Raw genomic sequence first — 23286 nt, 5'->3', positions numbered from 1 at the left:
CCCCACAAGGGGGAGGGGCTAACTTGCTGCACCGCTTCGCATAATTTCCATCGGAGCAATTCGTGGAACGCTAACAGCCAGAAAGACGTCTCTTTTTGAGGGCCGCCGCGGGCCGCAGCTAGCCCCTCCCCCTTGTGGGGAGGGGTTGGGGAGGGGTCTTGGCAGGCCACCAGGCCGAACATGTCGAAAGGGCAACTGAACCGACTTCATCAACGGTCTGAATGCCGCACGTCGGAAAGGACGCGCGGCGCCTTCATTTCACCGCTCGATCGCAAACGTCACCGTGACGCTGACATGGTAGGTGGTCTCGCCGCCCTGGACGGGAACGGCCGCGTCGGCTTCCTTCATCATCGTGGCGCGATAGGCCGGCTGCGGCAGCGGGCGCGGCTCATTCTCGTTGATCTCGATGATACGACCGAGCTTGACGCCGGCCGCTTCGCTCAGCGTCTTCGCCTTCTTGACCGCTTCGGCGACGGCGTTCCTGCGCGCCTCTTCGATGGCGGCCTCCGGCTTGTCGTTGGTGAACTGGATCTCGCCGCCCTGATTGATGCCGAGCGTGACGGACTGGTCAATCACCTGGCCGAGCGTGGCAAGATCGCGGAGCCTGACGGTGATGGAATTGATGGTCTGGTAGCCGATCAGCTGCGGCTGCTGCTGCTGGCCGTCGACCGGCTGCGGGTAATTGTATTGCGGCTGGATGGAAAAGCCGGAGGTCTGCAGATCGCGCTCGGCGATGCCGCCGCTCTTCAGCGCGCCGAGCACGTCTTTCATCGCCTTGTTGTTCTCATCGAGCGCTTCGCGGGCGGTTTTCGCCTGCTTGACGACGGAAAGCGTGACGACGGCCATGTCGGGCGCCATGGACGATTCGCCATCCCCCGTCACCGAGATCACCGCTTCGCGCGGCTTCGCCTCCTGCGCCATTGCAGGCGCTGCCGCCGCCAGCGGCAGGGCCAGAAGGGCAGTCATCAGAACAGTCTTGGACAGGTACAGCGCCATGTTTCATTCCCTAGTTGTCGTTTCCCGGATGAACGTTCTGTCGGTTGATTGTGAAGCTATTGCGGCGGAAGGGAAGGGTGCGCGTGTGGTGAGAGAAAAATATGCGGGTGCGGAGTGGAGTTCGAACTGGGCGCGACATTGAGTAACAGAGGAGGGCGGCCACGGCAGGGCCTCTCCATTCCTGCGTCTTCCACCCCGCCACCTTCCCAAATCCCCCAAACCTGATAGCAAATACGGCGGGTTAAGAAACAGGGGCTTCCGGACACGCTGTGCCCGGCAAGGGGGACAACATGCGCTTCATAACAATTCTATCAATCGGCCTCGCCATCGGCCTGGCAAGCTGCTCTCAGGTGGCGGAAAAGGCGGAGAACGCCGCCAACCGCTCATTCACCAGCTATGCGCTGGGCAAACCCTATACGGAGATCGCCAATCTCGGCCAGTCGCCGATGGCGCGGCTTTCCGGCTCCGACGCCACCTACGGCCCGATGATCGGCGCGACGCCATTGACGAACGGCATGACGGTCTACCGGCATATGGCGCCCGCCGCCAAAACCGAGACCGGCACGAATTTCGCCGGCATGGTCGGCAGCTCCACCGTGTCTGAGAATAACCGGCTTTCCTATTTCCTGGTGGGCGCCGACGGCCTCGTCAAGGATTGGGCGACGGGCTCGGTACAGGGCAGCGCCAGCGACTGCGTGCAATATATCGGCGGCATCATCAACCGCTGCAACGATATGCGTCAGCTGCAGGCTTCGCTCGCGCTCTACGATGCGCGCGTGGCGACCAAGGCCGGCCAACCGATATCAAGTTGGGGCGAACCGGCGCCCGCGGTCAACTGAGGACGCGCATCCGTGGTTCCACGGGTCAAGCCCGAGGACGACGGAGGGTGGGGAGCTTGTGTGGCTAGGACCGCAACTGCGCAGTGGAGCGCATTCGGCTTACTTCGCTATCCCTGGCGGAAAGCATTACATCATCCGGAACCGGATTTGCCGTGACCGCCGAAGGATGCCGCGCTGAATTAAGCGCCGAAATCATCCATGAAAGAGGGATGGATGGCAGGCTTGCGCTCTTCGCGGGCTTCGCGAAAACGCTGGGGAACCGCACCGAGACCGGTCACGAAACGGGACAGGAGATTGCGGTTGAAAAGCTTCTGTATGGCACTCATGGCATTTCACTCATTCTTTTTTTTGTTAGTCGGCAGCATATATTTTGCCCAAGCTGCCGTCGCAATGGGCAATTTTGCATGACAGTTATGTGACAGTGGATGATCACATTGGCGTTAGAAGAACCCGTCGGGGCCACTCCGCCACCATAAATCCTCGGCGGCTGCCGACGTGGCGTGGTAGACTGGGCGCTTGGGCTAAACCCAAGCCCTCCGAAGGAGAAGCTCAGATGAACCGCCTTTTCGCACTTGTCGCGACCGGAACGCTGATCAGCCTTGCCACGATCACTTCGGCCTGCACTTCGTCCCCTGATCTCGATCAGACGTCGTCGATCAACGGCGGTTACTATCAGGAAGGTCGCCCGCTTAATCCGGCATGCACGGATGGATTCAGGCCGAGCGATGGGCGTTCTTGCAGTTATTAGGATGGCTTTGCCTGCCACGGCCTTGGCGGACCACGCGTTCAACATGCGAATCGGAACGGCGACCCGTCGCATGGCCGTACCGTTTCAGGGGTGATTGGTAACGACGAGTGCAATTTTAGGTAAATGTATCAGCCAGAGTTAATCGCCTCATGCGATGCGTAGTGGATCATGGAGGATTTAATGATCGCTACCCGTTTTAGCGCTGCCGTCACCGTCTTTACCTCGCCGTAACCGGCGCTTTTGCCCCACCGCACCCCCACGAAATGGGGCGATACCCGAGGCGTATATCACGGTTCAGTCGAGCATCTCGCTGTCGCTGCGCTGATCAAAGCCGTCAGGTCGATGAGCAAGTCCAAAAAGCCCAGAAGGCGCTATCCGACATTGCGTCGAGGAGTCGGCAATCGCCACCGAAATCTTCAACTTCGATGTATCCAAGCCGATGAAAATTACATGGTTCGCCCTCGCAAACGGTCTAATCGCAGCCGGATGAAACTTCAGTGGCTGGTCAGAGAACCTAGACTGGCTGGCGTTCACAATCGACCGGGCGAGCACACTCTTCTATCTCGATCCGCCCTACTTCGGCAGCGAAGGAGACCGCGGCAAAGCGCCTGTTCGGCCGAGACCAGTTCGCAGCTATGGCCGACCGCTACGACGATCAAAGGCCGTTTCATTTTCTCGATTAACGATGTTCCTGAAATCCGACAGGTATTCAGCGGATGCCAAATGACGCCCATCGAATTGACCTATTCGATTGCCGGCGAATCCGGTACCAATGCGAAGGAACTCATCATTGCCGCCTAGGGCGTCATTCGCTAATGTTCGGGGTCAGCAGCACAAAAACAATTCGTTGGAGGGGGAATGATCAAGGATCTAGCACGCGAATTGATACCTCCAGCATTATTACGTGTCGCGAGGCAGTTACGAAAGGTTCCTCAGCCGGAGGCCGGACCGCGCGTTGGGTTCTTTGGTGACTATCGCACTTATGATGAGGCCCTCGCGGACTGCGGTGAGGGCTATCAGTCGGATGCGATCCTCGACATCACAATGCGCAACACTGCAAAAATCCGTGAGTCGGACAGAGCGGATATCCATCCACACATAGCGCCGTTTCTCTCCTCATTTTTTCTGGCTGCGGCTGATATCGGTCATACGATCAAGGTGATCGACTACGGCGGCGCGATGGGCGCGCATTACTTTCACGTCAGGCGACTGCTTCCCAAAAAGTATCGCCTCCAATGGCTCGTGGTCGATCTTCCGAGAACAGCCTCGCTCGCCACTGAGGCGTTTGGCAACGAGGAGCTTTCATTCGCCGACAGGCTGGATGAAGAGGCCTCGGCCGACGTCGTCGTTGCCAGTTGTGTCTTTCAAGTTCTGTCTCGACCCTATGAGACTATCGAGCGGCTTCTTTCTGTTGACGCGTCCCATTTCATCTTTCCACTCATCCCCTTGACGAACGACGGCGAGGACCGACTGACGGTCGAATATGTCTCTCCGACGGTCGCCACCATGTCCGTGCCGCACTGGTTTTTCTCTAGGCGCAAAATAGAAGAGATCCTGTCATCGGAGCGCCAGATGTCTACGTGGCGGCATGCAGAGTACACGAACCCCGTAGATGGGGCGCCCTGCGAGTATTTCGGCTTTCATCTCAAGCGCCCATAGCAGGGCCGGAGGAGGGAGGCCCTCAAATCAACTTTTAAGCGGTTTTGAAGCAATTTCAAAAATTCCGGAAGTCCGTGTCAAATTCCGAAAAATCACGTCCGGCTACAGCGGTTTAAAAAAATAATGGTGGGCCCGGAGGGACTCGAACCCCCAACCAAGCGGTTATGAGCCGCCGGCTCTAACCATTGAGCTACAGGCCCTGACGCCGGTGGCCGGCGCCGTGGCGCCGAAGATCGGCACCGTGATGCCGGGGCAATGGTTCCCGCAGCATCGGTTCGCTCTAGCCCAAATTGCAGGGAGCTACAAGCGGGCAAGGCAACATCTGTGGATGATGCATATATCACGGGCAAAAGCACTGGAACCTTGCCGCGCGGGGTACACTTATTCGAATCAGATTCCGCATGAAAAGGGCGTTTGCAGATGGTGGCTTCGAACAGTGCCGTGGTGCTCATCGTGGAGGATGAGCCGCTGATCCGGTTTAATATCCTCGATGTGCTGGAGGATGTCGGACACGTGGCGCTGGAGGCGGCGAATGCCGATGAGGCGATGGTGGTGCTGAAGAGCCGGCAGGATGTCGATATCCTGTTCACCGACGTCAATATGGCCGGGTCGATGGACGGCATCCAGCTTGCCAAGCGGGTGAGGGCGATGCGGCCGAATATCGGCATCATCATCACCTCGGGCATGGTGCGGCTCGATCCGATGGCGCTGCCCGCCAACGCAGCCTTCCTGCCGAAACCCTATATGCACGATACGCTGATTACGACGATCGATTCCTTGATGACGTGATTCGCGCAGCCGCAAAACGGGGACAGGTTTTGCGGCTGCGCGCGAGGCGCCGGGAGCCATGCTCCTCTTCAGGCGGGGCGGAGGGAACCGCACCCTCAGCGGAAGCTGCTCTTCAGCGCCTCGTTCTCGTGATGGGCCTTCTTCTCGTAGATCGTAAACAGCGCCATCGAGAGCAAATAGGAGAGGAAGGGATCTCCTATCTGCGTGGCGATGTCGCGGGATGCGAGCACGTGGCGCTCCAAGGCGCTGATATCTTTTTGCATTGCGGTTTCAGCGAGGCGGTTCATGCTGCCATCTCCAGGAATTGCGTCACGACCGAGCGGGCCGGAACATGTCTGACATAAAGGGGTAGGGTCAGGCCGAGGGCGGCGCGCATCCTGCGCAGCACGCGATCCGACACTTCGAAGGCGCCGCAGCAGACGGGGTACTTGCCGTAGCCGTCTGCGCGGCCGAGTTCTTCCACTTCGGCGCCTGCGCGTTTGTAGACGCGCTTGAGATAGGGTTCGTAGTTGGAAATCATCGTATGGATGCCGTGGTCGAGCGCGCATTCGCACAGCGCGAGCAGCATCATCGAAAAGGCGCGGCCGGCATCGATATTGGGGAAATCCTTGGCGATCGCCTCTTCGTCGATGCACATGCGCGTGCCCTCCCAGATGCCGGGGGCGACGAGCTCGGCGGCCGCGGGAAACGTCTCGCGGAAGACGTCGTAGAGCAGGGTCGGGCCGGTCGTCGGCATCAGGCGCATGCCGCCGTAAAGGCGCGTGCGGCTGTCGTTGCACCAGACGAGATAGGCCGGTGCGAGCGCATCATAGCTGTCGCGTTCGTAAGGACCGATAACGGGAACGTCCCAGCCGAGCGTGTCGGCGAAGACCTTCTTGCGCAGGCGGAACATCTGGTCGAGTACGGCAGCGTATTTCTGATATTCATGTGCCTGAATGATAACGAACATTTTGCCCTCCAGCGTTTGCAGTTCGTGGAAGGCACAATGGTTCAGGCGGGCCGCATCGGAAATTCCCTCAGATGGGCCCCCCCAGATGGGGGGATTAGCCCAAAAGTATGAGGATTGGGGTTTGCGCCATGCGCAAAGCAAGCCGTTGAAGCGTGGCAACGCTTCAACGTCTTCAATCTAGCTTGCGAAAACAGGGATCGAAGAAAACGGAAATGCGCTATGGATTGATGATGCGCAGCTGCACCGCCCGCGAGGCGGCCGCCGAAATCGTGGCACAGCCGAGCTTGAAGCGGGCGGTTTTCAGGTAGTCGCGGGTGGTGTGCTCCGAAATGCCCAATATCACCGCGATATCCTTATAATCCTTGCCGAGCGCGGTCCAGTGCAGGCACTCGATCTCGCGCGGCGACAATGTCGGCACCGGGTCGTTCTCGCCGTGCAGCTCATAGACGGCCTTGCGGTGGATCAGATGGGCGATCTCGATCCATTCGTTGCGGTAGCGGCGCACGAGTTCGGCCCATTCCTCGGCCGGAATGCGGGCGTTCATTGACAGCAGCGCGCGGCGCTGCGCCTTGTCGGCGACGGGAATGGAATAGCCGTTGCCGCCGATGCCGTGCTTCTGGGCGTCGACCAGCATCGCATAGGCCTCCGGCGTCGGCTCGACTTCGCTCCAGTCGAAGGGCAGCTGGCGTTCGAAACCCTGCTTGACGATCGGATCGACCTTCACATAGCTGTTCAGGAGGTAGCGGGAGACCCAGGCATCCGGATAGGTTGTGCGCACGAAGGGGGAATCGATCTTGCTCGCAATGGTTTGGGCGAGATGGTAGGTGACGAAATCGAGGCCGTATTCTGCCTGGAGAATACGGATGGCGGCATCCACATTGGGCGCAGCCTTGATCTGTTCGAAAGCGGGTTCGAACTTGTCGCTGTAAGTATTCTCGATCATTTCCATCGTCCCAATTGCTTCAATCCTACCGTGAGGACCATCTAAAATACAAGGCATCCCCACATATGCGGGAGTGACAATCCGGGCACCACCTGCTAGCGCCTTCATAAGGAGGCCTCATATGGACAGCACGAGACCATTCGAGATTGCCGAATGCCAACAGGCCGCCAAAGGCCTGAAATCCAGCTGGCAGGACATGGCAGGTTCCGAAGCCTTGATCCGCGCCCTCGTTGCCGAACGCAACGGCGACAGTCCGCTGGCGCTGTTCTGGACCGAGGTTCATCGGGCGCTTTGCCAGGAGCACAAGGGTTTCTGACAGGTTTGCCCTGGCGGACGATTTCAGTCTTTTCCCCGATATGAACAGCATCGCCTGGCATCGAAACCGGCCCCCCGGCGAGATGAAACCCGCGCTCGGCCGATGAGTCGGTTTTCATTCCTACCCGTTTCCGATTTTGCAAAGAGGGTGTCGAGCGGCAATGTCGCCGGCGGGGAGGGGGATCGCGCTTATCCCCCGTCTTTGTGCCAATATGCTTGACGAAACGTTTCGAGCGGGAACAGTTGGCGGTCGGAGAAGCGGCTAGACTGTGCCATTACTGACACTTCCTGGCTGAAGAGCGAGATTTCCATCGGTCGGCTTGGAAAGCATTGCTCCGCGAGAGCGGCGCTCGTTACACTCTCCCCGCCCGCCGGTGAGACAGGTTGGGCCCTCTCTCCACCCTGTGGTTGCACGGCCGCAGCCTCTCTCTACCCTCATCCTGAGGTGCCCCGCAGGGGCCTCGAAGGACGAGGGTCGGCTACCGTGTCTACTCCGGCAATGGATAAGCTTAAAGCGCCGAGCCACCCACCCCGTCCTTCGAGGCTGCGGCCTTCGGCCTGCGCACCTCAGGATGAGGGCTGATTGTGGTGTCGTGTGGCTGGAGTCCGACGCTGGGCCGTGTGGCAGGCGGGTTGATCGAAGCGCCATGGCTGGAGCTCCGGCTTGCCGCTCCGTTGAGGCAGGTCGCGCCCTCCCTCCGCCCTCCGGTGAGGCCCGTCGCACTCGTCCTCCGCCTCCGGGTGAGGCAGGCCGCTCCCGCTCTCCGCCCTCATCCTGAGGTGCCCCGCAGTGGCCTCGAAGGACCAGGGTCGGCCACCGCTTACTCAGCCCTGCGGGCCCCCGTTTCGACAGTTCCGGCAAGGCCTCGTAATCCAGGGCAATCAACGCCTCCTTCTTACGGCGCGACCATCCCTTGATCTGCCGCTCGCGGGCGATGGCGTCGATGATGCGGTCATAGGTTTCGGTAAAGACGAGTTCGACGGGGAGGCGCTTGGCGGTGTAGCCGTCATAGGTTCCGGCATTGTGCTCCCAGACACGCGCCTCGATCTCCTGCTTGGTGAGGCCGGTATAGTATGAGCCGTCGCTGCAGCGGAGGATGTAGACGGTGACTTCCATGACGGCAGGCTAGCATGGGGGGTGATCGGGCAGCAATCGGGCGGCGCTGGATCGGCCAGCCACCCGCCCCCGTCCTTCGAGGCTCCGACCTTCGGGCTGCGGGTGGCCGACCTCGTCCTTCGAGGCCCCTGCGGGGCACCTCAGGATGAGGGCGGAGAGAGGGCGCGGCACGCCTCACCGGAGGGCGGAGCGGCAAGCCAGAGTCTCTACACGGCATGACACGCGGGTTAAACCACCGCCACATGGCACGCCGACCACAAGCCGCACCCTCTCCCCCCTCATCCTGAGGTGCCCCGCAGGGCCTCGAAGGACGACGGTCGGCCACCGGCGTCTGCTCCGGCAATAAATGTGGGTTGAAGCGCCCAGCCCCCGCTGGTCGAGGTGCCGTGTGGCTGGGCTGATTGTTAAATCGTATGGCCGGCTCAGCCGACCTTTGTCGAAGGATTGATCCAATCCTGGCGCGGCAGTTCCGGCCGTGGCGGCTTCGGGCGGAATTTCACCAGCACCTCGCGGCCGTCGATCGAGGCCTGCGTACGTTCCAGCGCGTCGCGCTCGGCAACCGCCTGGCGCCAGTGTTCGTCGTCCCGGCCGTCAGGGCGGCCCTGTTCTTCCCAGATCGCGTAGGCCCGTTTGCTGATCCATTCGTGGCGTCTGTCGCTCATCTGTCGGTTCCGTTCGTGAAAGGCGTTATTGGGCAATTCTGTCCGGCAGAACAGGCGCGCGGCGCTTGGCTGCCATCAGCAAATCGAGTTCGATCGAGGAAGGTCCGAAACGGGTGAACAGGCTTTCGGCCTGCTCCCTGCGCAGGCCATATTTGGAGGCGAATTCGTCAAGACTATAGGGGCGGCCGCGCAGGACCCTGGCCCGCCGCTCCGGTTCACGGATTTGCGTCATTGGTGGTAACCCCATCTACTTTTGCGAAGTGTGAGAACAAAACAGATTACAGCCGCAAAAGTTCCGTGATTTTTCTCGGTTTTTTCGGCCTTTTGAACCATTCCGGAACGCCCGGGCGCGGCTGGCATGGATTTTCAAGAATGGCGTGTGGTGAGAAAATTTCGCCTAAAACATGCAGGAATTTCATACCGTTAAGCAAACGGCTTCCGTTTCGGCGGAGAAATGGGCTTTATCCCTAGCGCGTTACTCTATAGAATCAATCGTGTTATTCGGTCTGCGAGGGGCAAAAAGCTGCGTTCCCCGCGTCGAAGCCGACCGATCCAGGAGGACTTTGGCTTCAATCCATCAAGAGGAGACAGACATGATGAATGCCCTGCCGCCACTTCACAACGGCCACGCGCCGTTTACCCTCCAGCAGCTGTTCCGCGAAGCACTTTACGCCTTCGAGGAATGGGACATTGAATTGACCGAACCGATCGTGACCCACGAAGGACGGGTCATCCCGATCAGCTTCGTTTTCGAAGCCATGCGCGAATGCACCGACATCGTGCCGATGAATATCGTCGGCGCCGTCACCGAGCGGCTGACCAAGCCGTGGGAAGGCGAAGGTCCGCTCGACCAGATGACCTTCTCGACGGCGGCACGCGTCATGCGCGTGCTGGTGCGCAAACGTCTTCTCGCCAATGGCACGGCGGATCTCGTCGCCGTTTCGGCGCATGCGGCCGAAGACCAGAGCCGCGACTGACAGGAAAAGGATCGCACACGCGCGTCGCGCAAAACTGTGCAGCTTTGCGATTACGACATGCCGGAATCAAGACCTAAAGCGTGGCAAGCGAATCTGAAAGATCGCGACACGCTTTAGGACTTCGGTCCTTTTCTGTTTCGGCGGAACCTCCCTTATTCCCAGCCGTTTATTTCCGTGATCCCAATTCGCACAGGGTTGGGAATTATTCAGTCATTCAGCGCGTACCAGCGTTCTCTGCGCCTTTTGTGCGCCGGCGCTGGAATGCGACAGACACAGCCCGGAGCAAGATGACGGGCGAGGAATGCCACCATGCTGAAATCCATCGTTCAAGAAATCATCGGCACACCGCGGCGTGAGCCGGAACTTCCGCAATCGCTCGAACAGTTTCGCGACAACAAGCGGGTGCTGATCATCTTCGCCGATGCGCAGGACGATCGCGCGGTGATCCAAGACGAATGGTTGCGCAATGCCCACATGCGTCTCATCGAGGAAGATGTCGAAGTGTTCATCATCGCCGGTGGCGGCGCCTTCTCGCTGTTCGACGATGCCTGGGAGCTTGATGCAGACGATGTAAGAGAGCGGCTGCAGGGGCCGCCGTCGGGCGAGTTCGGGCTGATCCTGATCGGGCGTGACGGAACGGTGAAGCTGCGTTCGAGCGAGCCGCGCACGGCCGAGGAGATTTTCGAGGCCCTGGACAGCCTGCCGAAGACGACGCCCTGGTGACTGCCGCACGGCGTGGCTGAAAGCACCCGCGCGGGCGCTACCGTCAGAGTTCGAAAGCTTCCTTGAGGCCGAGGCTCTTGCGCTCGCGCAGATCGAGATCGGCCTCGATATGGGCGATGTGATGCAGCATCAGCTGGCAGGCGCGGTCGAGATCGTCGTTTTCGATCGCGGCGATGATATCGCCATGTTCGGAATGGCCGCAGCTTGAGGCCGTCGACTGGCCGTAAAGCGCGATCACCAGCGAGGAGCGGGCGACGAGCTCCTCCATGAAGCGCTGCATGATCGCATTGCCGGAGATTTCCGCCAGCATCAGATGGAAATCGCCTGACGCCTTGATCTCGGCGCGCCGCGCCGTCTGGCCGCGCTCGCTCATCAGCCGGCCTTCCTCCAGCAGAAGCTGTCTCAACTGGCTGATGTCGCCGGGCGTGATCCGCGCTGCTGCTTCGCGGAGTATGCCCGGCTCGACCAGGCGGCGGGCGGCAAAGATCTGGCGGGCCTCGTCGGGGGAGGGATAGGCGACGAAGGCGCCGCGGTTCTTCTCGACGCTGACGAGACCCTCATAGGAGAGGGCCTGAAGGGCGGCGCGGGCAAGCGTGCGGCTGACGTTGAAGAGATTGCCGACATCGCTTTCGGAGAGCTTGGTGCCGGGGGAAAGCCTGCGCTCGACGATCGCCTCGCGAATGGCATCGCGGATCTGCTGCGCGCCGGTTTCGGCGGAGTCTTCGGCCTGTTGAGCCTTGACGGCGGATTTCATGAAATTCTGTTCCCTGATGACGGGCAAACCATATCCGGCTTCGCGGCAAAAGTTAAACGGAATTTGTTGACGAAGCGACGGCTAATTGTATACGATTTTTTGCGTAAATTGCGAACAATAGCCTAAATCATGTGCAGACGATGCCATGCTCATTATCTGCTCTTGCGGGCTCGTTTTTGTTAAAGTCATTTATTTACAATGCTTTGCTCTGCTGAAATCGGATTGGCACGGCAGATGCATCATCTTCTCCCAAACAGGGGAAGGCATGATGTCGAAAGCGGCAGAGATCGATATAGTATCCGTTTCGAAGGTCTATGGGGCGACGACTGCCGTCCATGGGATCAGCCTGAAGATTCCGGCCGGCTCCTATTGCTGCTTCCTCGGCCCGTCCGGCTGCGGCAAGACCTCGACGCTACGCATGATCGCCGGCCATGAGAGCATTTCCTCCGGCGATATCCGGCTCGGCAATACTGTTGTCACCGATTTTCCGCCGGCCCGGCGCGGCACGGCGATGATGTTTCAGTCCTATGCGCTGTTCCCGCATCTCGACCTGATCGACAACGTCGCCTTCAGCTTGAAGATGAAGGGCGTCGACAAGGCGGAGCGGCGGGCCAAGGCGCTCGAAATGCTGAAGCTGATGCAGATGGAGCCCTATGCCAGCAGGCGTCCGGCCCAGCTTTCCGGCGGCCAGCAGCAGCGTGTGGCGCTGGCGCGCGCACTGATCACCGACCCGGAAGCGCTGCTGCTCGACGAGCCGCTGTCGGCGCTCGATCCGTTCCTGAAGATCCGCATGCGTGCCGAGCTGAAGAAACTGCAGAAATCGCTCGGCATCACCTTCGTGCACGTCACCCACAGCCAAGAAGAGGCGATGGCGCTCGCCGACATCATGGTCATCATGAATGACGGCCGGATCGAGCAGGCGGCCGCGCCGCGCGAAGTCTTCGAGCGGCCGGCGACCGCCTTCGTCGCCCGCTTCATGGGCGATCACAATGTGCTCACCGGCCGGGTGACATCGAGCGCGAACGGCGTGCTCGTCATGACCGTGCCGGAGGGGCAGAGTTTTTCCGTGCGCGGCGCGGGCAGGGAGGTCGGCGAGCCTGTCGATATCGGCATCCGCACCGACCGCGTGCGGCTGCAGGTGGCGACCGAATGGACACTCGGCTTCAACGGCATCGTCTCCAACGTCGAATATCGCGGCTCTTCGGTGAAGATCACCGTTGTCGGCGCCGGCAGCGACGACTTCACCGTCATTGCCGACGACAGCGATTATTTCGCCCGGCCGGTCGCCATCGGCGAGACCGTCGCGCTCAGCTGGGCGCTCGAGGATGCCGTGCTTCTCGGCCGCTCTTCCGATGAACCATCATCAACCAACCTTCCGCGTCAACAAAAAGGGGAACTGACATGACGACTGAAACGACATCGACCAAGGCTGCGAAGGGCCTGTCCCGCCGCACGCTCTTGAAGACGGGTGCTGCCGCCGTCGGCGCCATCGCCGGCTCCGGCGCCATCACCGGCTTTCCCACCATCTGGGCGAAGACGAACATCACGCTTCGCCAGTTCGGCACCGGCGTTTCGAACATCAATGCGATCGCCGAGAAGTGCAAAGCCGATCTCGGCATCACGCTGGAGATGACGGCGACCGATTCCGACGCCGCCGCCCAGCGCGCCGTCACCCAGCCCGACAGCTACGACATCGCCGACATCGAATACTGGATCGCCAAGAAGGTGTTTCCGACAAGCGTGCTGCAGCCGATGGACGTCAAGAAGCTCAAATATTACGACAAGATCGTGCCGCTGTTCATCAACGGCAAGATGAAGCCGGACAGCGTCATCGCCCAGGGCACGGCGCCGCACACGGTCGGCTTCGTCGAGGGGCAGGATTCCAAGAAATTCGCCAAGGAGCCGACGCAGTGGATGACGATGGTTCCGACCATCTACAACGCCGATACGCTCGGCATCCGCCCGGATCTCGTCGGCCGCGACATCACCAGCTGGGCCGACATCATGGATCCGAAGTTCAAGGGCAAGACCTCGATCCTCAACATCCCGTCGATCGGCATCATGGATGCGGCGATGATCATGGAAGCCATGGGCAACATCAAATATGCCGACAAGGGCAACATGACCAAGGAAGAGATCGACAAGACGATCGAATTCCTGATCAAGGCCAAGGGCGACGGCCAGTTCCGCGCCTTCTGGAAGAGCTTCGACGAGTCGGTCAACCTGATGGCCTCGGGCGAGGTCGTCATCCAGTCCATGTGGTCGCCTGCTGTCGCCGCCGTCCGCTCCAAGGGCATCGCCTGCAAGTATCAGCCGCTGAAGGAAGGCTACCGCGCCTGGGGCGGCGGCCTCGGCCTTGCCTCGCACCTCAAGGGCGCCGAGCTCGATGCGGCCTATGAATACATCAACTGGTACACATCGGGCTGGGTCGGCGGCTACCTCAACCGCCAGGGCTATTATTCCGCCTGCATGGAGACGGCCAAGAACTTCATGACGGCAGACGAATGGGGCTACTGGATCGAGGGCAAGCCAGCTCAGGGCGATATTCTGTCGCCGGAAGGCAAGGTCATGGAGAAGGCCGGCGCCGTGCGCGACGGCGGCGCCTTCGAAGCCCGCATGGGTGCTGTGGCCTGCTGGAACTCCGTCATGGACGAAGACCGCTACATGGTCCGCCGCTGGAACGAGTTCATCGCGGCGTAAGCGGTTGCCGCTTTCCCCTCCCCAACCGACGCAAGGTTTGCGGTGGCCGAGACGCCGCCGCGATTCTCCCCAGCGGGGAGAAGGTGCCGGCAGGCGGATGAGGGGGCTGCACGCTTCCGTCCACCTGACGTAATCAGATCGGAGAACCTGACATGGCAACCATCGCAGCAGAAACGGAAGAAGGCAGCCACGGCGCCCGCCGCAGACGCGCCTTCCGTCTCTCCCCCTCCGCCATCTCCTATCTCCAGGCGACGCCGCTGATCGCCATTCTCGGTTTCTTCTTCCTGCTGCCGATCGCCATGATCGCAGTCGTCAGCTTCTGGGATTATGATTTCGCCGGCCTCTATCCCGATTTCCTCACGATGAACTACACCGATACACTCGGTTCGTGGGTGACATGGAAGACCTATCTCAACACGCTGAAATTCACCGCCATCGTCTGGGCGCTGACGCTCGTCATCGGTTTCTGGGTCGCCTATTTCCTGGCCTTCCACATCCGCAAGACCTCGACGCAGATGATCCTCTTTCTCATCTGCACCGTGCCGTTCATGACCTCGAACATCATCCGCATGATCTCGTGGATCCCCGTGCTCGGGCGCAACGGCCTCGTCAATTCGACGCTGATCGAAATGGGCGTCATCCCGCAGCCAATCGAATGGCTGCTCTATTCCGATTTCGCCGTCGTGCTCGCCATGGTGCACCTCTACACGCTGTTCATGGTGACGCCGATCTTCAACACGCTGATGCGCATCGACCGGTCGCTGTTCGAGGCGGCCCGCGATGCCGGCGCCTCGGGCTGGCAGGTGCTGTGGAACGTCGTCATTCCGCTGGCCAAACCCGGCATGGCGATCGGCACGATCTTCGTCGTCACGCTCGTCATGGCCGATTTCTCGACCGTGCAGGTGATGTCCGGCGGCCAGAGCGCCTCGGTGGCGCTGATGATGAAGAACCAGATGTCGCTGCTGCAATATCCGGCAGCTGCCGCCAATGCGGTCGTGCTGCTCGCCGTCGTTTTGCTGATGGTCGCGGCGATCCTGCGGGTCGTCGATATTCGCAAGGAGCTTTGAGATGAACCACGAGAAACGCGGCCTCGAATTCTATCTGCTGGCGCTCTTCTTCGCCGTCTTCGTGCTGTTCCTCTACGGCCCGCTCTCGGCGATCCTCATTCTCTCCTTCCAGGGACCGGATGGCGGCCTGACCTTCCCGATGAACGGCGTTTCCACGCACTGGTTCTTCAACCTGTTCGAAAAGCAGGCGGTCGGCGATTTCGGCGCCTCCTTCCGCCGCTCCTTCTCGCTCGGGCTGATGGTGATGGTGGTGACCGTCGTCGTGTCGCTGCTCGCCGGCCTTGCCTTCCGCCGCCGTTTCCGCGGTTCGACCGTGCTGTTCTATGCCACGGTCGCCAGCCTCGTGGTGCCGTCGATCATCGTCTCGCTCGGTATCGGCGTCGTCTTCCAGGAGGGCGGGCTGAAGCCTGCCTGGTATTCTTCGGCCTTCGGCGCGCATCTGACCTGGACGCTGCCCTTCGGCGTGCTGATCATGTTCGCCGTCTTCAACCGTTTCTCGTCGGCCTATGAAGAGGCGGCGCGCGACCTCGGCGCCAGCTCCTGGCAGACCTTCCGCCATGTCGTGCTGCCGATGATCGCGCCGAGCCTAGTTGGCGTCGGCCTGTTCGGCTTCACACTCTCATATGACGAATTCGCCCGCACGTTGATGACGTCGGGCACCTATAATACGCTGCCGCTCGAAATCTACGGCATGACGACCAATGTCACGACGCCGGTGCTCTATGCGCTCGGCACGGTGACGACGCTGTTTTCCTTCACCATCATTCTCATCGCCCTCGGCATCATGACCATGCTCAGCCGGCGACAGGCAAAGATCCACTGACATGCGCATTCTCATCGTCAATCCGAACACCACCGCCTCCATGACCGAGAAGGCGGCGACCGCGGCGCGCGCGGTTGCCGCATCCGGCACGGAAATCATCGCCTCCACCGCGCGCATGGGGCCGGTTTCCATCGAGGGCCATTATGACGGGGCGCTGGCGATCCCCGGACTGCTTGCCGAACTGAAGGAACGGCAGGCGGCCGGCTATGACGCGGCCGTCATCGCCTGCTTCGACGATACCGGGCTCGACGCGGCACGGAGCTTCGCCGATGTGCCGATCCTCGGGCTTTGCGAATCCGCCGTCGCAACGGCCGGTTTCCTGGCGCAGCGTTTTACCGTCGTGACGACGCTGGAGCGCTCGCGGGTGCTGATCGACAATCTGGTGCGCCGTTACGGCATGGGTGCGCGCGCCAAGGTGCGGGCTTCCGACATTCCGGTGCTGGAGTTGGAGAACGCGGCCTCGGGCGCGATCGGCAAGCTCAGGGCCGAGATCGAGCGGGCGCTGGCCGAGGACGGCGCCGAGGCGATCGTGCTCGGCTGCGCCGGCATGACGGATCTCGCAAGGGAATTGCAGGAAATCTACGGCGTGCCCGTCGTCGACGGTGTCTCGGCCGCCGTCAAGCAGGCCGAGGCGCTGGTCTCGCTCGGGCTTTCCACCAGCAAGCGCGGCTCCTACGCCTCGCCGTTGCCGAAACCTTTCATGGGTGCGATGAGCGCCTTCTCGCCGGCCGGAAAGCTCGGCTGAGCCATGGCCGTTTCCTTCGACTTCAAAGAGCTTTCCGAGCGCGAGCGTTACAAGCTGATGATCGGCACGATCATTCCGCGGCCGATCGCGCTGGTGACGACGGTCGACGAGCACGGGCGGATCAACGCCGCGCCCTTCAGCTTCTTCAACTGCCTGTCGGCCGATCCGCCGATCCTGGCGATCGGCGTCGAGAACAATGCCGACATGTCGTTCAAGGACACCGGCCACAATATCCGCATGACCGAGGTTTTTACGGTCAATATCGTCTCCTTTGCCATTGCCGAGGCGATGCATGTCTGCGGCGCCAAATATCCGCGCGGCGTCGACGAACTGAAGGAAGCGGACTTGACGGCGCTGCCGGGCGAGAAGGTGGCGTCACCCTATATCGCCGAGGCGCCGGCCGCCTTCGAGTGCCGGCGGCATGTGACGCTCGAGCTTGGCCGCTCGCGGCAGATCATCATGGGCGAGATCGTCTATGCACATTACCGCGACGGCGTCGTCGATCCGGAACGGCTGCATGTCGATCCGGCCGCGATCGATGCCATTGCGCGCCTCGGCGGCGATACTTGCACCACAACACGCGACCGTTTCGAGATGCTGACGCCGAAGTTCTGACATCAGGGCAGGTCCAAGTTTTGCTTTACTTTTCCGCCTGCGGCGAGAATGGTCTGCAACGGATCATTGCGGCAGAGGAGCGCCTTATCATGACACTCGACGACGATCTCAACCGGATCGCGGAGCAGGAAAAAGCGCTGAGTTTCGACGCCTTCGACCTGACGACGGCATGGCAGCTCGGCAAACTCCTGCAAGAACTCGCCACCGAGCGCGGCCTCGGGGTTGCGATCGACGTGACCCTGCATTCGATGCCGGTCTTCTATGCGGCGCTGCCCGGCGTGACGCCCGACAACGTCAACTGGGTTCGCCGCAAGCGCAACATGGTGCTGCGCTATTTCCGCAGCAGCTATGCCTCCGGTCTGAAGCTGAGAAAAGACGGCAAGACCGTCGAGGACAACGGCCTTTCCGGCGACGATTATGCGCCGCATGGCGGCAGTTTTCCGATCAACGTCAAGGGCACCGGCTGCATCGGCGCCGTCACCGTCTCCGGCCTGCCGCAGCGCGACGACCATAATCTCGTGGTCGAGGCCCTGGCGCTGATGCTGGCGAAGGATCTGGATACGCTGCGGCTTGCCCCGCTCTGAGCGGGCGTTGGCTGCGCCGACGGGTGTCGGACGTGAACCTCAGAGTCTGCCGCCGGCCTCGGCGATACCCTTCGTCAGGCTGCCGGTTGCCGGGAAGAGCGGAATGAGGCAGGCCTGCAGGGCGTGATAGATGTCGCCCTTGCCGGGGAAGAGCGAATGCGAGGGAACGAGATCCTCCGTCAGTTCCTCGTGCCAGCCGCCGTTCTTGTGGTCGATGAAGGCGCGCTCGATCACGTTCCAGATCTTGCGGTAGCATTCCTCGTGGTAGTCGCTCGGCAGATGCTCGTTGAGGAAATGGGCGGCGGCGGCACCCTCGCAGGCCGGCCACCATAGCTTGTTGCGCTTGGCGGGCGTGTCGTTCCAATCGAGCGTATAGAAGAAGCCGCCCTTGTCGCTGTCCCAGCCGAGTGCCATCGACTGCTCGAAGAGCGCCTTGGCCGCATCCGGCATCCATTCGATGCGTTTGCCGCCGAGCACCCAGAGCTGCAGGATGAGGCGGGCCCATTCCAGCCAGTGGCCGGGCGTCGTACCGGCCGGGCGGAACATTTCGTTCGGATGATAATATTGCTTGTCGAGCTTCCATTCGGCGTCGAAATGTTCGGCGACGCGCCAGTCGACCGAGCCGGCCGCGCGGCGGATGACGAGATCGGCGATGCTTTCGGCCTTGGTGAGGTATTGCTTGTCCCCGGTCGCTTCGAAGGCGGCCATCAGCGCTTCTGTCAGGTGCATGTTGGAGTTCTGGCCGCGATAGGCGCCGCCGTCGAGCGGCTGCCAGTCGGCGGTGAATTCCTCGGCGATCGCGCCGTGGCGGGGTTCCCAGAACTTGGTGTTGAGGATCTCGGTGATGTCGGCAAGCATGCCGTCGGCGAGCGGATGGCCGATCGTCTTGGCGGAGGAGGCGGCGAGCAGCACGAAGGCGTGGCCGTAGCCCTGCTTGTTGCTGTCGACCGGACCATTATTGTCGAGCGACCAGAAATAGCCGCCATTCTCTAGGTCGCGGTGATGGTTCCAGAGATAGTCCATGCCGTGGTCGACGAGGTCGGCAGCACCCGGACGGCCGAGCAGGGCGCCGATGGCAAAACAATGCACGGCGCGCGCCGCAATATGGATGCTGCGGATCTGCCCCTCGGCGTCGAGCGGCTTGCCGGTATCGTCGAGGTCGTAGAAGCCGCCCCTGGGATTGACCGAATTGTGCTGGAAGAAATCGAAGAGGCCGTTTGCCTGGTCAAGCAGCCAGGCGCGATGATAGGCGCGGCTCGTCCAGTTTCCAAGCGCAGCGTTGCCGGTTGCGGGTGCCATGATACTCCTCCGATTTGTGGGCAATGCGTATCAATTGCCTATATAGAGGCCGTTCAAGCCTGTCATCTGGCGAGGCTTGCAAAGCACGAAATCGACAGGCATATATTGACATAAAGATATCTTTATGTGATTTGGACTGTCTGGTCTTACGACGTCAAGGAGCCTCCCGTGTTTGACAACCTCTTTGGTCCGGAAACGGGCAAGCGTGACGGCAATGAAGTTTTCGCAGCGCTGCGCAAAGCCGCGAGCGAACGCATCCTCGTCCTCGACGGCGCCATGGGCACGCAGATCCAGGGGCTCGGCTATGACGAAGACCAGTTCCGCGGCACCCGCTTCATCGGCTGCGCCTGCCATCAGAAAGGCAATAACGACCTTCTGATCCTGACCCAGCCGGATGCGATCGAAGAGATCCACTACCGCTATGCCAAGGCCGGCGCCGATATTCTCGAGACCAACACCTTCTCCTCGACCCGCATCGCGCAGGCCGATTACGCGATGGAAGGCGCCGTCTACGACCTCAACAAGGAGGGCGCCGAGATCGTCCGCCGCGCGGCTCTGCGCGCCGAGCGTGAGGATGGCCGCCGCCGCTTCGTCGCCGGCGCCATCGGCCCGACCAACCGCACCGCCTCGATCTCGCCCGACGTCAACAATCCGGGTTTCCGCGCCGTCACCTTCGACGATCTGCGCTCCGCCTATGGCGAGCAGATCGACGGGCTGATCGACGGCGGCGCCGATATCATTCTGATCGAGACGATCTTCGACACGCTGAACGCCAAGGCGGCGATCTTCGCCTGCGAGGAGCGCTTCGAGGCCAAGGGCGTGCGCCTGCCGGTGATGATCTCCGGCACGATCACTGACCTTTCCGGCCGCACGCTCTCCGGCCAGACGCCGTCGGCCTTCTGGAACTCGGTGCGCCACGCCAATCCCTTCACGATCGGGCTCAACTGCGCGCTCGGCGCCAATGCGATGCGTCCGCATCTGCAGGAACTTTCGGGCGTCGCCGACACCTTCATCTGCGCCTATCCGAACGCCGGCCTGCCGAACGAATTCGGCCAGTATGACGAAACGCCGGAGCTGATGGCGGCCCAGATCGACAGCTTCGCGCGCGAAGGCCTGGTCAACATCGTCGGCGGCTGCTGCGGCTCGACGCCTGAACATATCAAGGCGATCGCCGAGACCGTCGCCAAGTATAAACCGCGGCCGATTCCCGAGCATCGCCCCTTCATGTCGCTGTCGGGCCTCGAACCTTTCGAGCTGACCAAGGACATCCCCTTCGTCAATGTCGGCGAGCGCACCAACGTCACCGGCTCGGCGAAGTTCCGCAAGCTGATCACCAATGCCGATTACACGGCAGCGCTCGATGTCGCCCGCGATCAGGTCGAGAACGGCGCCCAGGTGATCGACATCAACATGGACGAGGGCCTGATCGATTCCGAAAAGGCGATGGTCGAGTTCTTGAACCTGATCGCCGCCGAGCCCGATATCGCCCGCGTGCCCGTGATGATCGACAGCTCGAAATTCTCGATCATCGAATCCGGCCTGAAGCGGGTGCAGGGCAAGCCGATCGTCAACTCGATCTCGCTGAAGGAAGGCGAGGAGAATTTCCTCGCCCAGGCGCGGCTGTTGCACAATTACGGCGCTGCCGTCGTCGTCATGGCCTTCGACGAGACGGGGCAGGCTGACAGCTATGAGCGCAAGGTGGAAATCTGCACACGCGCCTATAAGCTTTTGACCGAAAAGATCGGCTTCCCGCCCGAGGATATCATCTTCGACCCGAACATCTTCGCGGTGGCGACCGGCATCGAAGAGCACAATAATTACGGCGTCGACTTCATCGAGGCGACGCGGACGATCCGCGAGCGCATGCCGCTCGTCCATATCTCCGGCGGCGTCTCGAACCTGTCCTTCTCGTTCCGCGGCAATGAGCCGGTGCGCGAGGCGATGCACGCCGTGTTCCTCTACCACGCCATCCAGGCGGGCATGGACATGGGCATCGTCAATGCCGGCCAGCTGGCGGTCTACGACAACATCGATCCTGAACTCCGCGAGGCCTGCGAGGACGTGGTGCTGAACCGCCGGCCCGACGGCACCGAGCGGCTGCTCGAAGTGGCCGAGCGCTTCCGTGGCGCCGGTGCAAGGGAAGGCCGCGTCCAGGACCTCTCCTGGCGCGAATGGAGTGTCGAGAAGCGCCTCGAACATGCGCTGGTCAACGGCATCACCGAATATATCGAAGCCGATACCGAGGAGGCGCGTCAGCAGGCCGCCCGGCCGCTGCACGTCATTGAAGGGCCGCTGATGGCCGGCATGAACGTCGTCGGCGATCTGTTCGGTTCGGGCAAGATGTTCCTGCCGCAGGTGGTCAAGTCGGCGCGCGTGATGAAACAGGCGGTCGCCGTGCTGCTGCCCTATATGGAAGAGGAAAAGCGCCTCAACGGCGGCGAAGAACGTCGTTCGGCCGGCAAGATCCTGATGGCGACGGTCAAGGGCGACGTGCACGATATCGGCAAGAACATTGTCGGCGTCGTCCTGGCCTGCAACAATTACGAGATCGTCGACCTCGGCGTCATGGTGCCGGCGACGAAGATCCTCGAAACGGCAATCGCCGAGAAGGTCGATATCATCGGCCTTTCCGGCCTGATCACGCCGTCGCTCGACGAGATGGTGCATGTGGCGGCCGAAATGGAGCGTCAGGGTTTCGAGATCCCGCTGCTGATCGGCGGCGCGACCACCAGCCGCGTGCATACGGCGGTGAAAATCCATCCCGGCTACAACAAGGGCCAGGCGATCTACGTCACCGATGCAAGCCGCGCGGTCGGCGTCGTCTCGGCGCTGCTGTCGCCGGAGACGCGCCAGGGCTATGTCGACGATACAAGAGCCGAATATGCCAAGGTGGCGGCCGCCCATGCGCGCAGCGAAGCCGAGAAGGTGCGGCTGCCATTGCCGCGGGCGCGTGAGAATGCCCATAAGATCGACTGGTCGGCTTACCAGCCGACGAAGCCGCAGTTTTTCGGCACGCGGGTGTTCGAGGATTACGATCTGGCCGACCTTGCGAAGTACATCGACTGGACGCCGTTCTTCCAGACCTGGGAGTTGCGCGGCCGTTTCCCGGCCATCCTCGAGGACGAGAAGCAGGGCGAGGCGGCGCGGGCGCTCTGGGCCGATGCGCAGGCGATGCTGAAGAAGATCATCGACGAGAAGTGGTTCCGGCCGCGCGCCGTCATCGGCTTCTGGCCGGCCGGCGCTGTCGGCGACGATATCCGCCTCTTCACTGACGAGAGCCGCAGCCAGGAGCTGGCTACCTTCTACACGCTACGTCAGCAGCTTTCGAAGCGGGACGGACGGGCGAATGTGGCCCTCTCCGATTTCGTCGCACCTGTCACAAGCGGTGTGCAGGATTATGTCGGCGGTTTCGTCGTGACGGCCGGCATCGAGGAGATCGCCATCGCCGAACGCTTCGAACGGGCGAACGACGATTATTCCTCAATCTTGGTCAAGGCGCTGGCCGACCGCTTTGCCGAAGCCTTTGCCGAGCGCATGCACGAGCAGGTGCGGCGCGAATATTGGGGCTATGCCAGGGATGAGCACCTCAGCAATGAGGACCTCATCGGCGAAGCCTATGCCGGCATCCGTCCGGCGCCAGGCTATCCGGCTCAGCCCGACCACACCGAGAAAAAGACGCTCTTCAAGTTGCTCGATGCGGAACATGCCGCGGGCGTGAAGCTGACGGAAAGCTACGCGATGTGGCCCGGCTCGTCCGTGTCTGGCCTCTATATCGGCCACCCCGACTCCTATTATTTTGGCGTCGCCAAGGTGGAGCGCGATCAGGTGGAAGACTATGCCAAGCGCAAGGGAATGGAGGTTTCCGAGGTCGAGCGCTGGCTCGGGCCGGTGCTGAACTACGTGCCGCGTAAGGCGGACGAGGAGATCGAGGACGCGGCATAATGCCGAGTCTTGGCAGTCGCTGGAGGCGCCGTATTCAGAG

At 61.4% G+C, this 23286-nt stretch carries 24 protein-coding genes, 1 tRNA gene and 1 pseudogene; 15 read left to right on the top strand and 11 right to left on the bottom strand.

What is annotated here, in order from left to right:
- Nucleotides 1-258: 258 nt before the first annotated feature.
- Complete coding sequence (locus K6M89_RS09680; RefSeq protein WP_222139269.1) at nt 259-996, bottom strand: SIMPL domain-containing protein; 738 nt, start codon at nt 994-996, stop codon at nt 259-261.
- 290 nt (nt 997-1286) lie between these two features.
- Here K6M89_RS09680 and K6M89_RS09675 point away from each other — a divergent pair, with 290 nt between their 5' ends.
- Nucleotides 1287-1835, top strand: a complete 549-nt coding sequence (locus K6M89_RS09675) for a hypothetical protein (RefSeq protein ID WP_222139268.1) — start codon at nt 1287-1289, stop codon at nt 1833-1835.
- A gap of 179 nt (nt 1836-2014) precedes the next feature.
- Here K6M89_RS09675 and K6M89_RS09670 read toward each other — a convergent pair whose 3' ends face one another.
- Nucleotides 2015-2161 (bottom strand): hypothetical protein, encoded by a 147-nt coding sequence (locus K6M89_RS09670; protein WP_004677729.1) that lies wholly within the window; start codon nt 2159-2161, stop codon nt 2015-2017.
- A gap of 227 nt (nt 2162-2388) precedes the next feature.
- Between K6M89_RS09670 and K6M89_RS09665 the strand changes: the two genes are divergently transcribed.
- Both K6M89_RS09665 and K6M89_RS09660 read left to right on the top strand, forming a co-directional pair.
- Nucleotides 2389-2583 (top strand): hypothetical protein, encoded by a 195-nt coding sequence (locus K6M89_RS09665; protein WP_222139267.1) that lies wholly within the window; start codon nt 2389-2391, stop codon nt 2581-2583.
- 858 nt (nt 2584-3441) lie between these two features.
- Nucleotides 3442-4242, top strand: coding sequence for a methyltransferase, TIGR04325 family (locus tag K6M89_RS09660; RefSeq protein ID WP_222139266.1), 801 nt, complete (start codon nt 3442-3444; stop codon nt 4240-4242).
- Nucleotides 4243-4366: 124 nt separating this feature from the next.
- Here the strand turns inward: K6M89_RS09660 and K6M89_RS09655 are convergent.
- Nucleotides 4367-4442 (bottom strand) — tRNA-Ile (locus K6M89_RS09655).
- Nucleotides 4443-4662: 220 nt separating this feature from the next.
- On the opposite strand from K6M89_RS09655, the gene K6M89_RS09650 reads away from it, so the two are divergent.
- A complete protein-coding gene (locus K6M89_RS09650) occupies nt 4663-5031 on the top strand; it encodes a response regulator (RefSeq protein ID WP_222139265.1) in 369 nt (122 codons plus the stop codon).
- A gap of 95 nt (nt 5032-5126) precedes the next feature.
- On the opposite strand, the gene K6M89_RS09645 is transcribed toward K6M89_RS09650, so the two are convergent.
- From K6M89_RS09645 to K6M89_RS09635, 3 genes are all read right to left on the bottom strand, one after another.
- Nucleotides 5127-5318: a hypothetical protein gene (locus K6M89_RS09645; protein ID WP_097578716.1), complete on the bottom strand. Its 192-nt coding sequence runs from the start codon at nt 5316-5318 to the stop codon at nt 5127-5129.
- Nucleotides 5315-5980 carry an acyl-homoserine-lactone synthase gene (locus tag K6M89_RS09640; RefSeq protein WP_097578718.1) on the bottom strand — a complete coding sequence of 222 codons (666 nt, stop codon included), beginning with the start codon at nt 5978-5980 and terminating at the stop codon, nt 5315-5317. Before K6M89_RS09640 ends, K6M89_RS09645 begins: the two co-directional genes overlap by 4 nt.
- A 217-nt stretch (nt 5981-6197) precedes the next feature.
- Nucleotides 6198-6923: a LuxR family transcriptional regulator gene (locus tag K6M89_RS09635; RefSeq protein WP_097578987.1), complete on the bottom strand. Its 726-nt coding sequence runs from the start codon at nt 6921-6923 to the stop codon at nt 6198-6200.
- Nucleotides 6924-7044: 121 nt separating this feature from the next.
- Here K6M89_RS09635 and K6M89_RS09630 point away from each other — a divergent pair, with 121 nt between their 5' ends.
- Nucleotides 7045-7239, top strand: a complete 195-nt coding sequence (locus K6M89_RS09630) for a hypothetical protein (RefSeq protein ID WP_222139264.1) — start codon at nt 7045-7047, stop codon at nt 7237-7239.
- Between the two features lie 834 nt (nt 7240-8073).
- Here the strand turns inward: K6M89_RS09630 and K6M89_RS09625 are convergent.
- The 3 genes and pseudogenes from K6M89_RS09625 to K6M89_RS09615 form a co-directional block, all read right to left on the bottom strand.
- Nucleotides 8074-8355 (bottom strand): annotated as a pseudogene (locus K6M89_RS09625) (GIY-YIG nuclease family protein); the annotation flags it as partial.
- 422 nt (nt 8356-8777) lie between these two features.
- A complete protein-coding gene (locus K6M89_RS09620) occupies nt 8778-9017 on the bottom strand; it encodes a DUF2934 domain-containing protein (protein ID WP_097578722.1) in 240 nt (79 codons plus the stop codon).
- Nucleotides 9018-9042: 25 nt separating this feature from the next.
- Nucleotides 9043-9249, bottom strand: coding sequence for a hypothetical protein (locus tag K6M89_RS09615; protein ID WP_222139263.1), 207 nt, complete (start codon nt 9247-9249; stop codon nt 9043-9045).
- Nucleotides 9250-9610: 361 nt separating this feature from the next.
- On the opposite strand from K6M89_RS09615, the gene K6M89_RS09610 reads away from it, so the two are divergent.
- Nucleotides 9611-9994, top strand: a complete 384-nt coding sequence (locus tag K6M89_RS09610) for a BRA0787 family protein (protein ID WP_097578726.1) — start codon at nt 9611-9613, stop codon at nt 9992-9994.
- 309 nt (nt 9995-10303) lie between these two features.
- Nucleotides 10304-10717: a DUF4174 domain-containing protein gene (locus K6M89_RS09605; protein ID WP_097578729.1), complete on the top strand. Its 414-nt coding sequence runs from the start codon at nt 10304-10306 to the stop codon at nt 10715-10717.
- A gap of 43 nt (nt 10718-10760) precedes the next feature.
- On the opposite strand, the gene K6M89_RS09600 is transcribed toward K6M89_RS09605, so the two are convergent.
- Nucleotides 10761-11471: a GntR family transcriptional regulator gene (locus tag K6M89_RS09600; protein WP_222139262.1), complete on the bottom strand. Its 711-nt coding sequence runs from the start codon at nt 11469-11471 to the stop codon at nt 10761-10763.
- A gap of 268 nt (nt 11472-11739) precedes the next feature.
- On the opposite strand from K6M89_RS09600, the gene K6M89_RS09595 reads away from it, so the two are divergent.
- From K6M89_RS09595 to K6M89_RS09565, 7 genes are all read left to right on the top strand, one after another.
- Nucleotides 11740-12876: an ABC transporter ATP-binding protein gene (locus K6M89_RS09595; protein ID WP_222139261.1), complete on the top strand. Its 1137-nt coding sequence runs from the start codon at nt 11740-11742 to the stop codon at nt 12874-12876.
- Nucleotides 12873-14171 carry an ABC transporter substrate-binding protein gene (locus tag K6M89_RS09590; protein WP_222139260.1) on the top strand — a complete coding sequence of 433 codons (1299 nt, stop codon included), beginning with the start codon at nt 12873-12875 and terminating at the stop codon, nt 14169-14171. The genes K6M89_RS09595 and K6M89_RS09590 overlap by 4 nt, the downstream gene beginning before the upstream one ends.
- Before the next feature lie 152 nt (nt 14172-14323).
- On the top strand, nt 14324-15238 hold the full coding sequence (locus tag K6M89_RS09585) for an ABC transporter permease (protein WP_222139259.1): 915 nt from the start codon (nt 14324-14326) through the stop codon (nt 15236-15238).
- 1 nt (nt 15239) lies between these two features.
- Entirely contained in the window at nt 15240-16061 is an 822-nt protein-coding gene (locus K6M89_RS09580; RefSeq protein ID WP_222139258.1) for an ABC transporter permease, read from the top strand.
- 1 nt (nt 16062) lies between these two features.
- A complete protein-coding gene (locus tag K6M89_RS09575) occupies nt 16063-16806 on the top strand; it encodes an aspartate/glutamate racemase family protein (protein ID WP_222139257.1) in 744 nt (247 codons plus the stop codon).
- Between the two features lie 3 nt (nt 16807-16809).
- Nucleotides 16810-17421 (top strand): flavin reductase family protein, encoded by a 612-nt coding sequence (locus K6M89_RS09570; RefSeq protein ID WP_222139256.1) that lies wholly within the window; start codon nt 16810-16812, stop codon nt 17419-17421.
- 89 nt (nt 17422-17510) lie between these two features.
- A complete protein-coding gene (locus K6M89_RS09565) occupies nt 17511-18005 on the top strand; it encodes a heme-degrading domain-containing protein (RefSeq protein ID WP_029531405.1) in 495 nt (164 codons plus the stop codon).
- A 39-nt stretch (nt 18006-18044) separates the two neighbouring features.
- On the opposite strand, the gene K6M89_RS09560 is transcribed toward K6M89_RS09565, so the two are convergent.
- Nucleotides 18045-19304 carry an AGE family epimerase/isomerase gene (locus K6M89_RS09560; RefSeq protein ID WP_222139255.1) on the bottom strand — a complete coding sequence of 420 codons (1260 nt, stop codon included), beginning with the start codon at nt 19302-19304 and terminating at the stop codon, nt 18045-18047.
- A 168-nt stretch (nt 19305-19472) separates the two neighbouring features.
- Here K6M89_RS09560 and metH point away from each other — a divergent pair, with 168 nt between their 5' ends.
- Complete coding sequence (metH, locus tag K6M89_RS09555) at nt 19473-23246, top strand: methionine synthase (RefSeq protein WP_222139254.1); 3774 nt, start codon at nt 19473-19475, stop codon at nt 23244-23246.
- The last annotated feature ends 40 nt before the right edge of the window (nt 23247-23286 follow it).

Origin of the sequence: Rhizobium croatiense, from assembly GCF_019793465.1 — a bacterium.
GTDB lineage: Bacteria > Pseudomonadota > Alphaproteobacteria > Rhizobiales > Rhizobiaceae > Rhizobium > Rhizobium croatiense.
Note: the sequence above shows the minus strand (reverse complement) of the source record. Positions and strands in the feature narration are given on the sequence as shown.

Coding starts and splice junctions, on each gene's coding strand:
- K6M89_RS09570 (WP_222139256.1), top strand. CDS start 16,810: ATGGCCGTTTCCTTCGACTTCAAAGAGCTTTCCGAGCGCGAGCGTTAC.
- K6M89_RS09640 (WP_097578718.1), bottom strand. CDS start 5,980: ATGTTCGTTATCATTCAGGCACATGAATATCAGAAATACGCTGCCGTA.
- K6M89_RS09585 (WP_222139259.1), top strand. CDS start 14,324: ATGGCAACCATCGCAGCAGAAACGGAAGAAGGCAGCCACGGCGCCCGC.
- K6M89_RS09670 (WP_004677729.1), bottom strand. CDS start 2,161: ATGAGTGCCATACAGAAGCTTTTCAACCGCAATCTCCTGTCCCGTTTC.
- K6M89_RS09635 (WP_097578987.1), bottom strand. CDS start 6,923: ATGATCGAGAATACTTACAGCGACAAGTTCGAACCCGCTTTCGAACAG.
- K6M89_RS09660 (WP_222139266.1), top strand. CDS start 3,442: ATGATCAAGGATCTAGCACGCGAATTGATACCTCCAGCATTATTACGT.
- K6M89_RS09565 (WP_029531405.1), top strand. CDS start 17,511: ATGACACTCGACGACGATCTCAACCGGATCGCGGAGCAGGAAAAAGCG.
- K6M89_RS09600 (WP_222139262.1), bottom strand. CDS start 11,471: ATGAAATCCGCCGTCAAGGCTCAACAGGCCGAAGACTCCGCCGAAACC.
- K6M89_RS09680 (WP_222139269.1), bottom strand. CDS start 996: ATGGCGCTGTACCTGTCCAAGACTGTTCTGATGACTGCCCTTCTGGCC.
- K6M89_RS09645 (WP_097578716.1), bottom strand. CDS start 5,318: ATGAACCGCCTCGCTGAAACCGCAATGCAAAAAGATATCAGCGCCTTG.
- K6M89_RS09650 (WP_222139265.1), top strand. CDS start 4,663: ATGGTGGCTTCGAACAGTGCCGTGGTGCTCATCGTGGAGGATGAGCCG.
- K6M89_RS09665 (WP_222139267.1), top strand. CDS start 2,389: ATGAACCGCCTTTTCGCACTTGTCGCGACCGGAACGCTGATCAGCCTT.
- K6M89_RS09580 (WP_222139258.1), top strand. CDS start 15,240: ATGAACCACGAGAAACGCGGCCTCGAATTCTATCTGCTGGCGCTCTTC.
- K6M89_RS09630 (WP_222139264.1), top strand. CDS start 7,045: ATGGACAGCACGAGACCATTCGAGATTGCCGAATGCCAACAGGCCGCC.
- K6M89_RS09675 (WP_222139268.1), top strand. CDS start 1,287: ATGCGCTTCATAACAATTCTATCAATCGGCCTCGCCATCGGCCTGGCA.
- K6M89_RS09615 (WP_222139263.1), bottom strand. CDS start 9,249: ATGACGCAAATCCGTGAACCGGAGCGGCGGGCCAGGGTCCTGCGCGGC.
- K6M89_RS09590 (WP_222139260.1), top strand. CDS start 12,873: ATGACGACTGAAACGACATCGACCAAGGCTGCGAAGGGCCTGTCCCGC.
- K6M89_RS09620 (WP_097578722.1), bottom strand. CDS start 9,017: ATGAGCGACAGACGCCACGAATGGATCAGCAAACGGGCCTACGCGATC.
- K6M89_RS09575 (WP_222139257.1), top strand. CDS start 16,063: ATGCGCATTCTCATCGTCAATCCGAACACCACCGCCTCCATGACCGAG.
- K6M89_RS09610 (WP_097578726.1), top strand. CDS start 9,611: ATGATGAATGCCCTGCCGCCACTTCACAACGGCCACGCGCCGTTTACC.
- K6M89_RS09560 (WP_222139255.1), bottom strand. CDS start 19,304: ATGGCACCCGCAACCGGCAACGCTGCGCTTGGAAACTGGACGAGCCGC.
- K6M89_RS09605 (WP_097578729.1), top strand. CDS start 10,304: ATGCTGAAATCCATCGTTCAAGAAATCATCGGCACACCGCGGCGTGAG.
- K6M89_RS09595 (WP_222139261.1), top strand. CDS start 11,740: ATGTCGAAAGCGGCAGAGATCGATATAGTATCCGTTTCGAAGGTCTAT.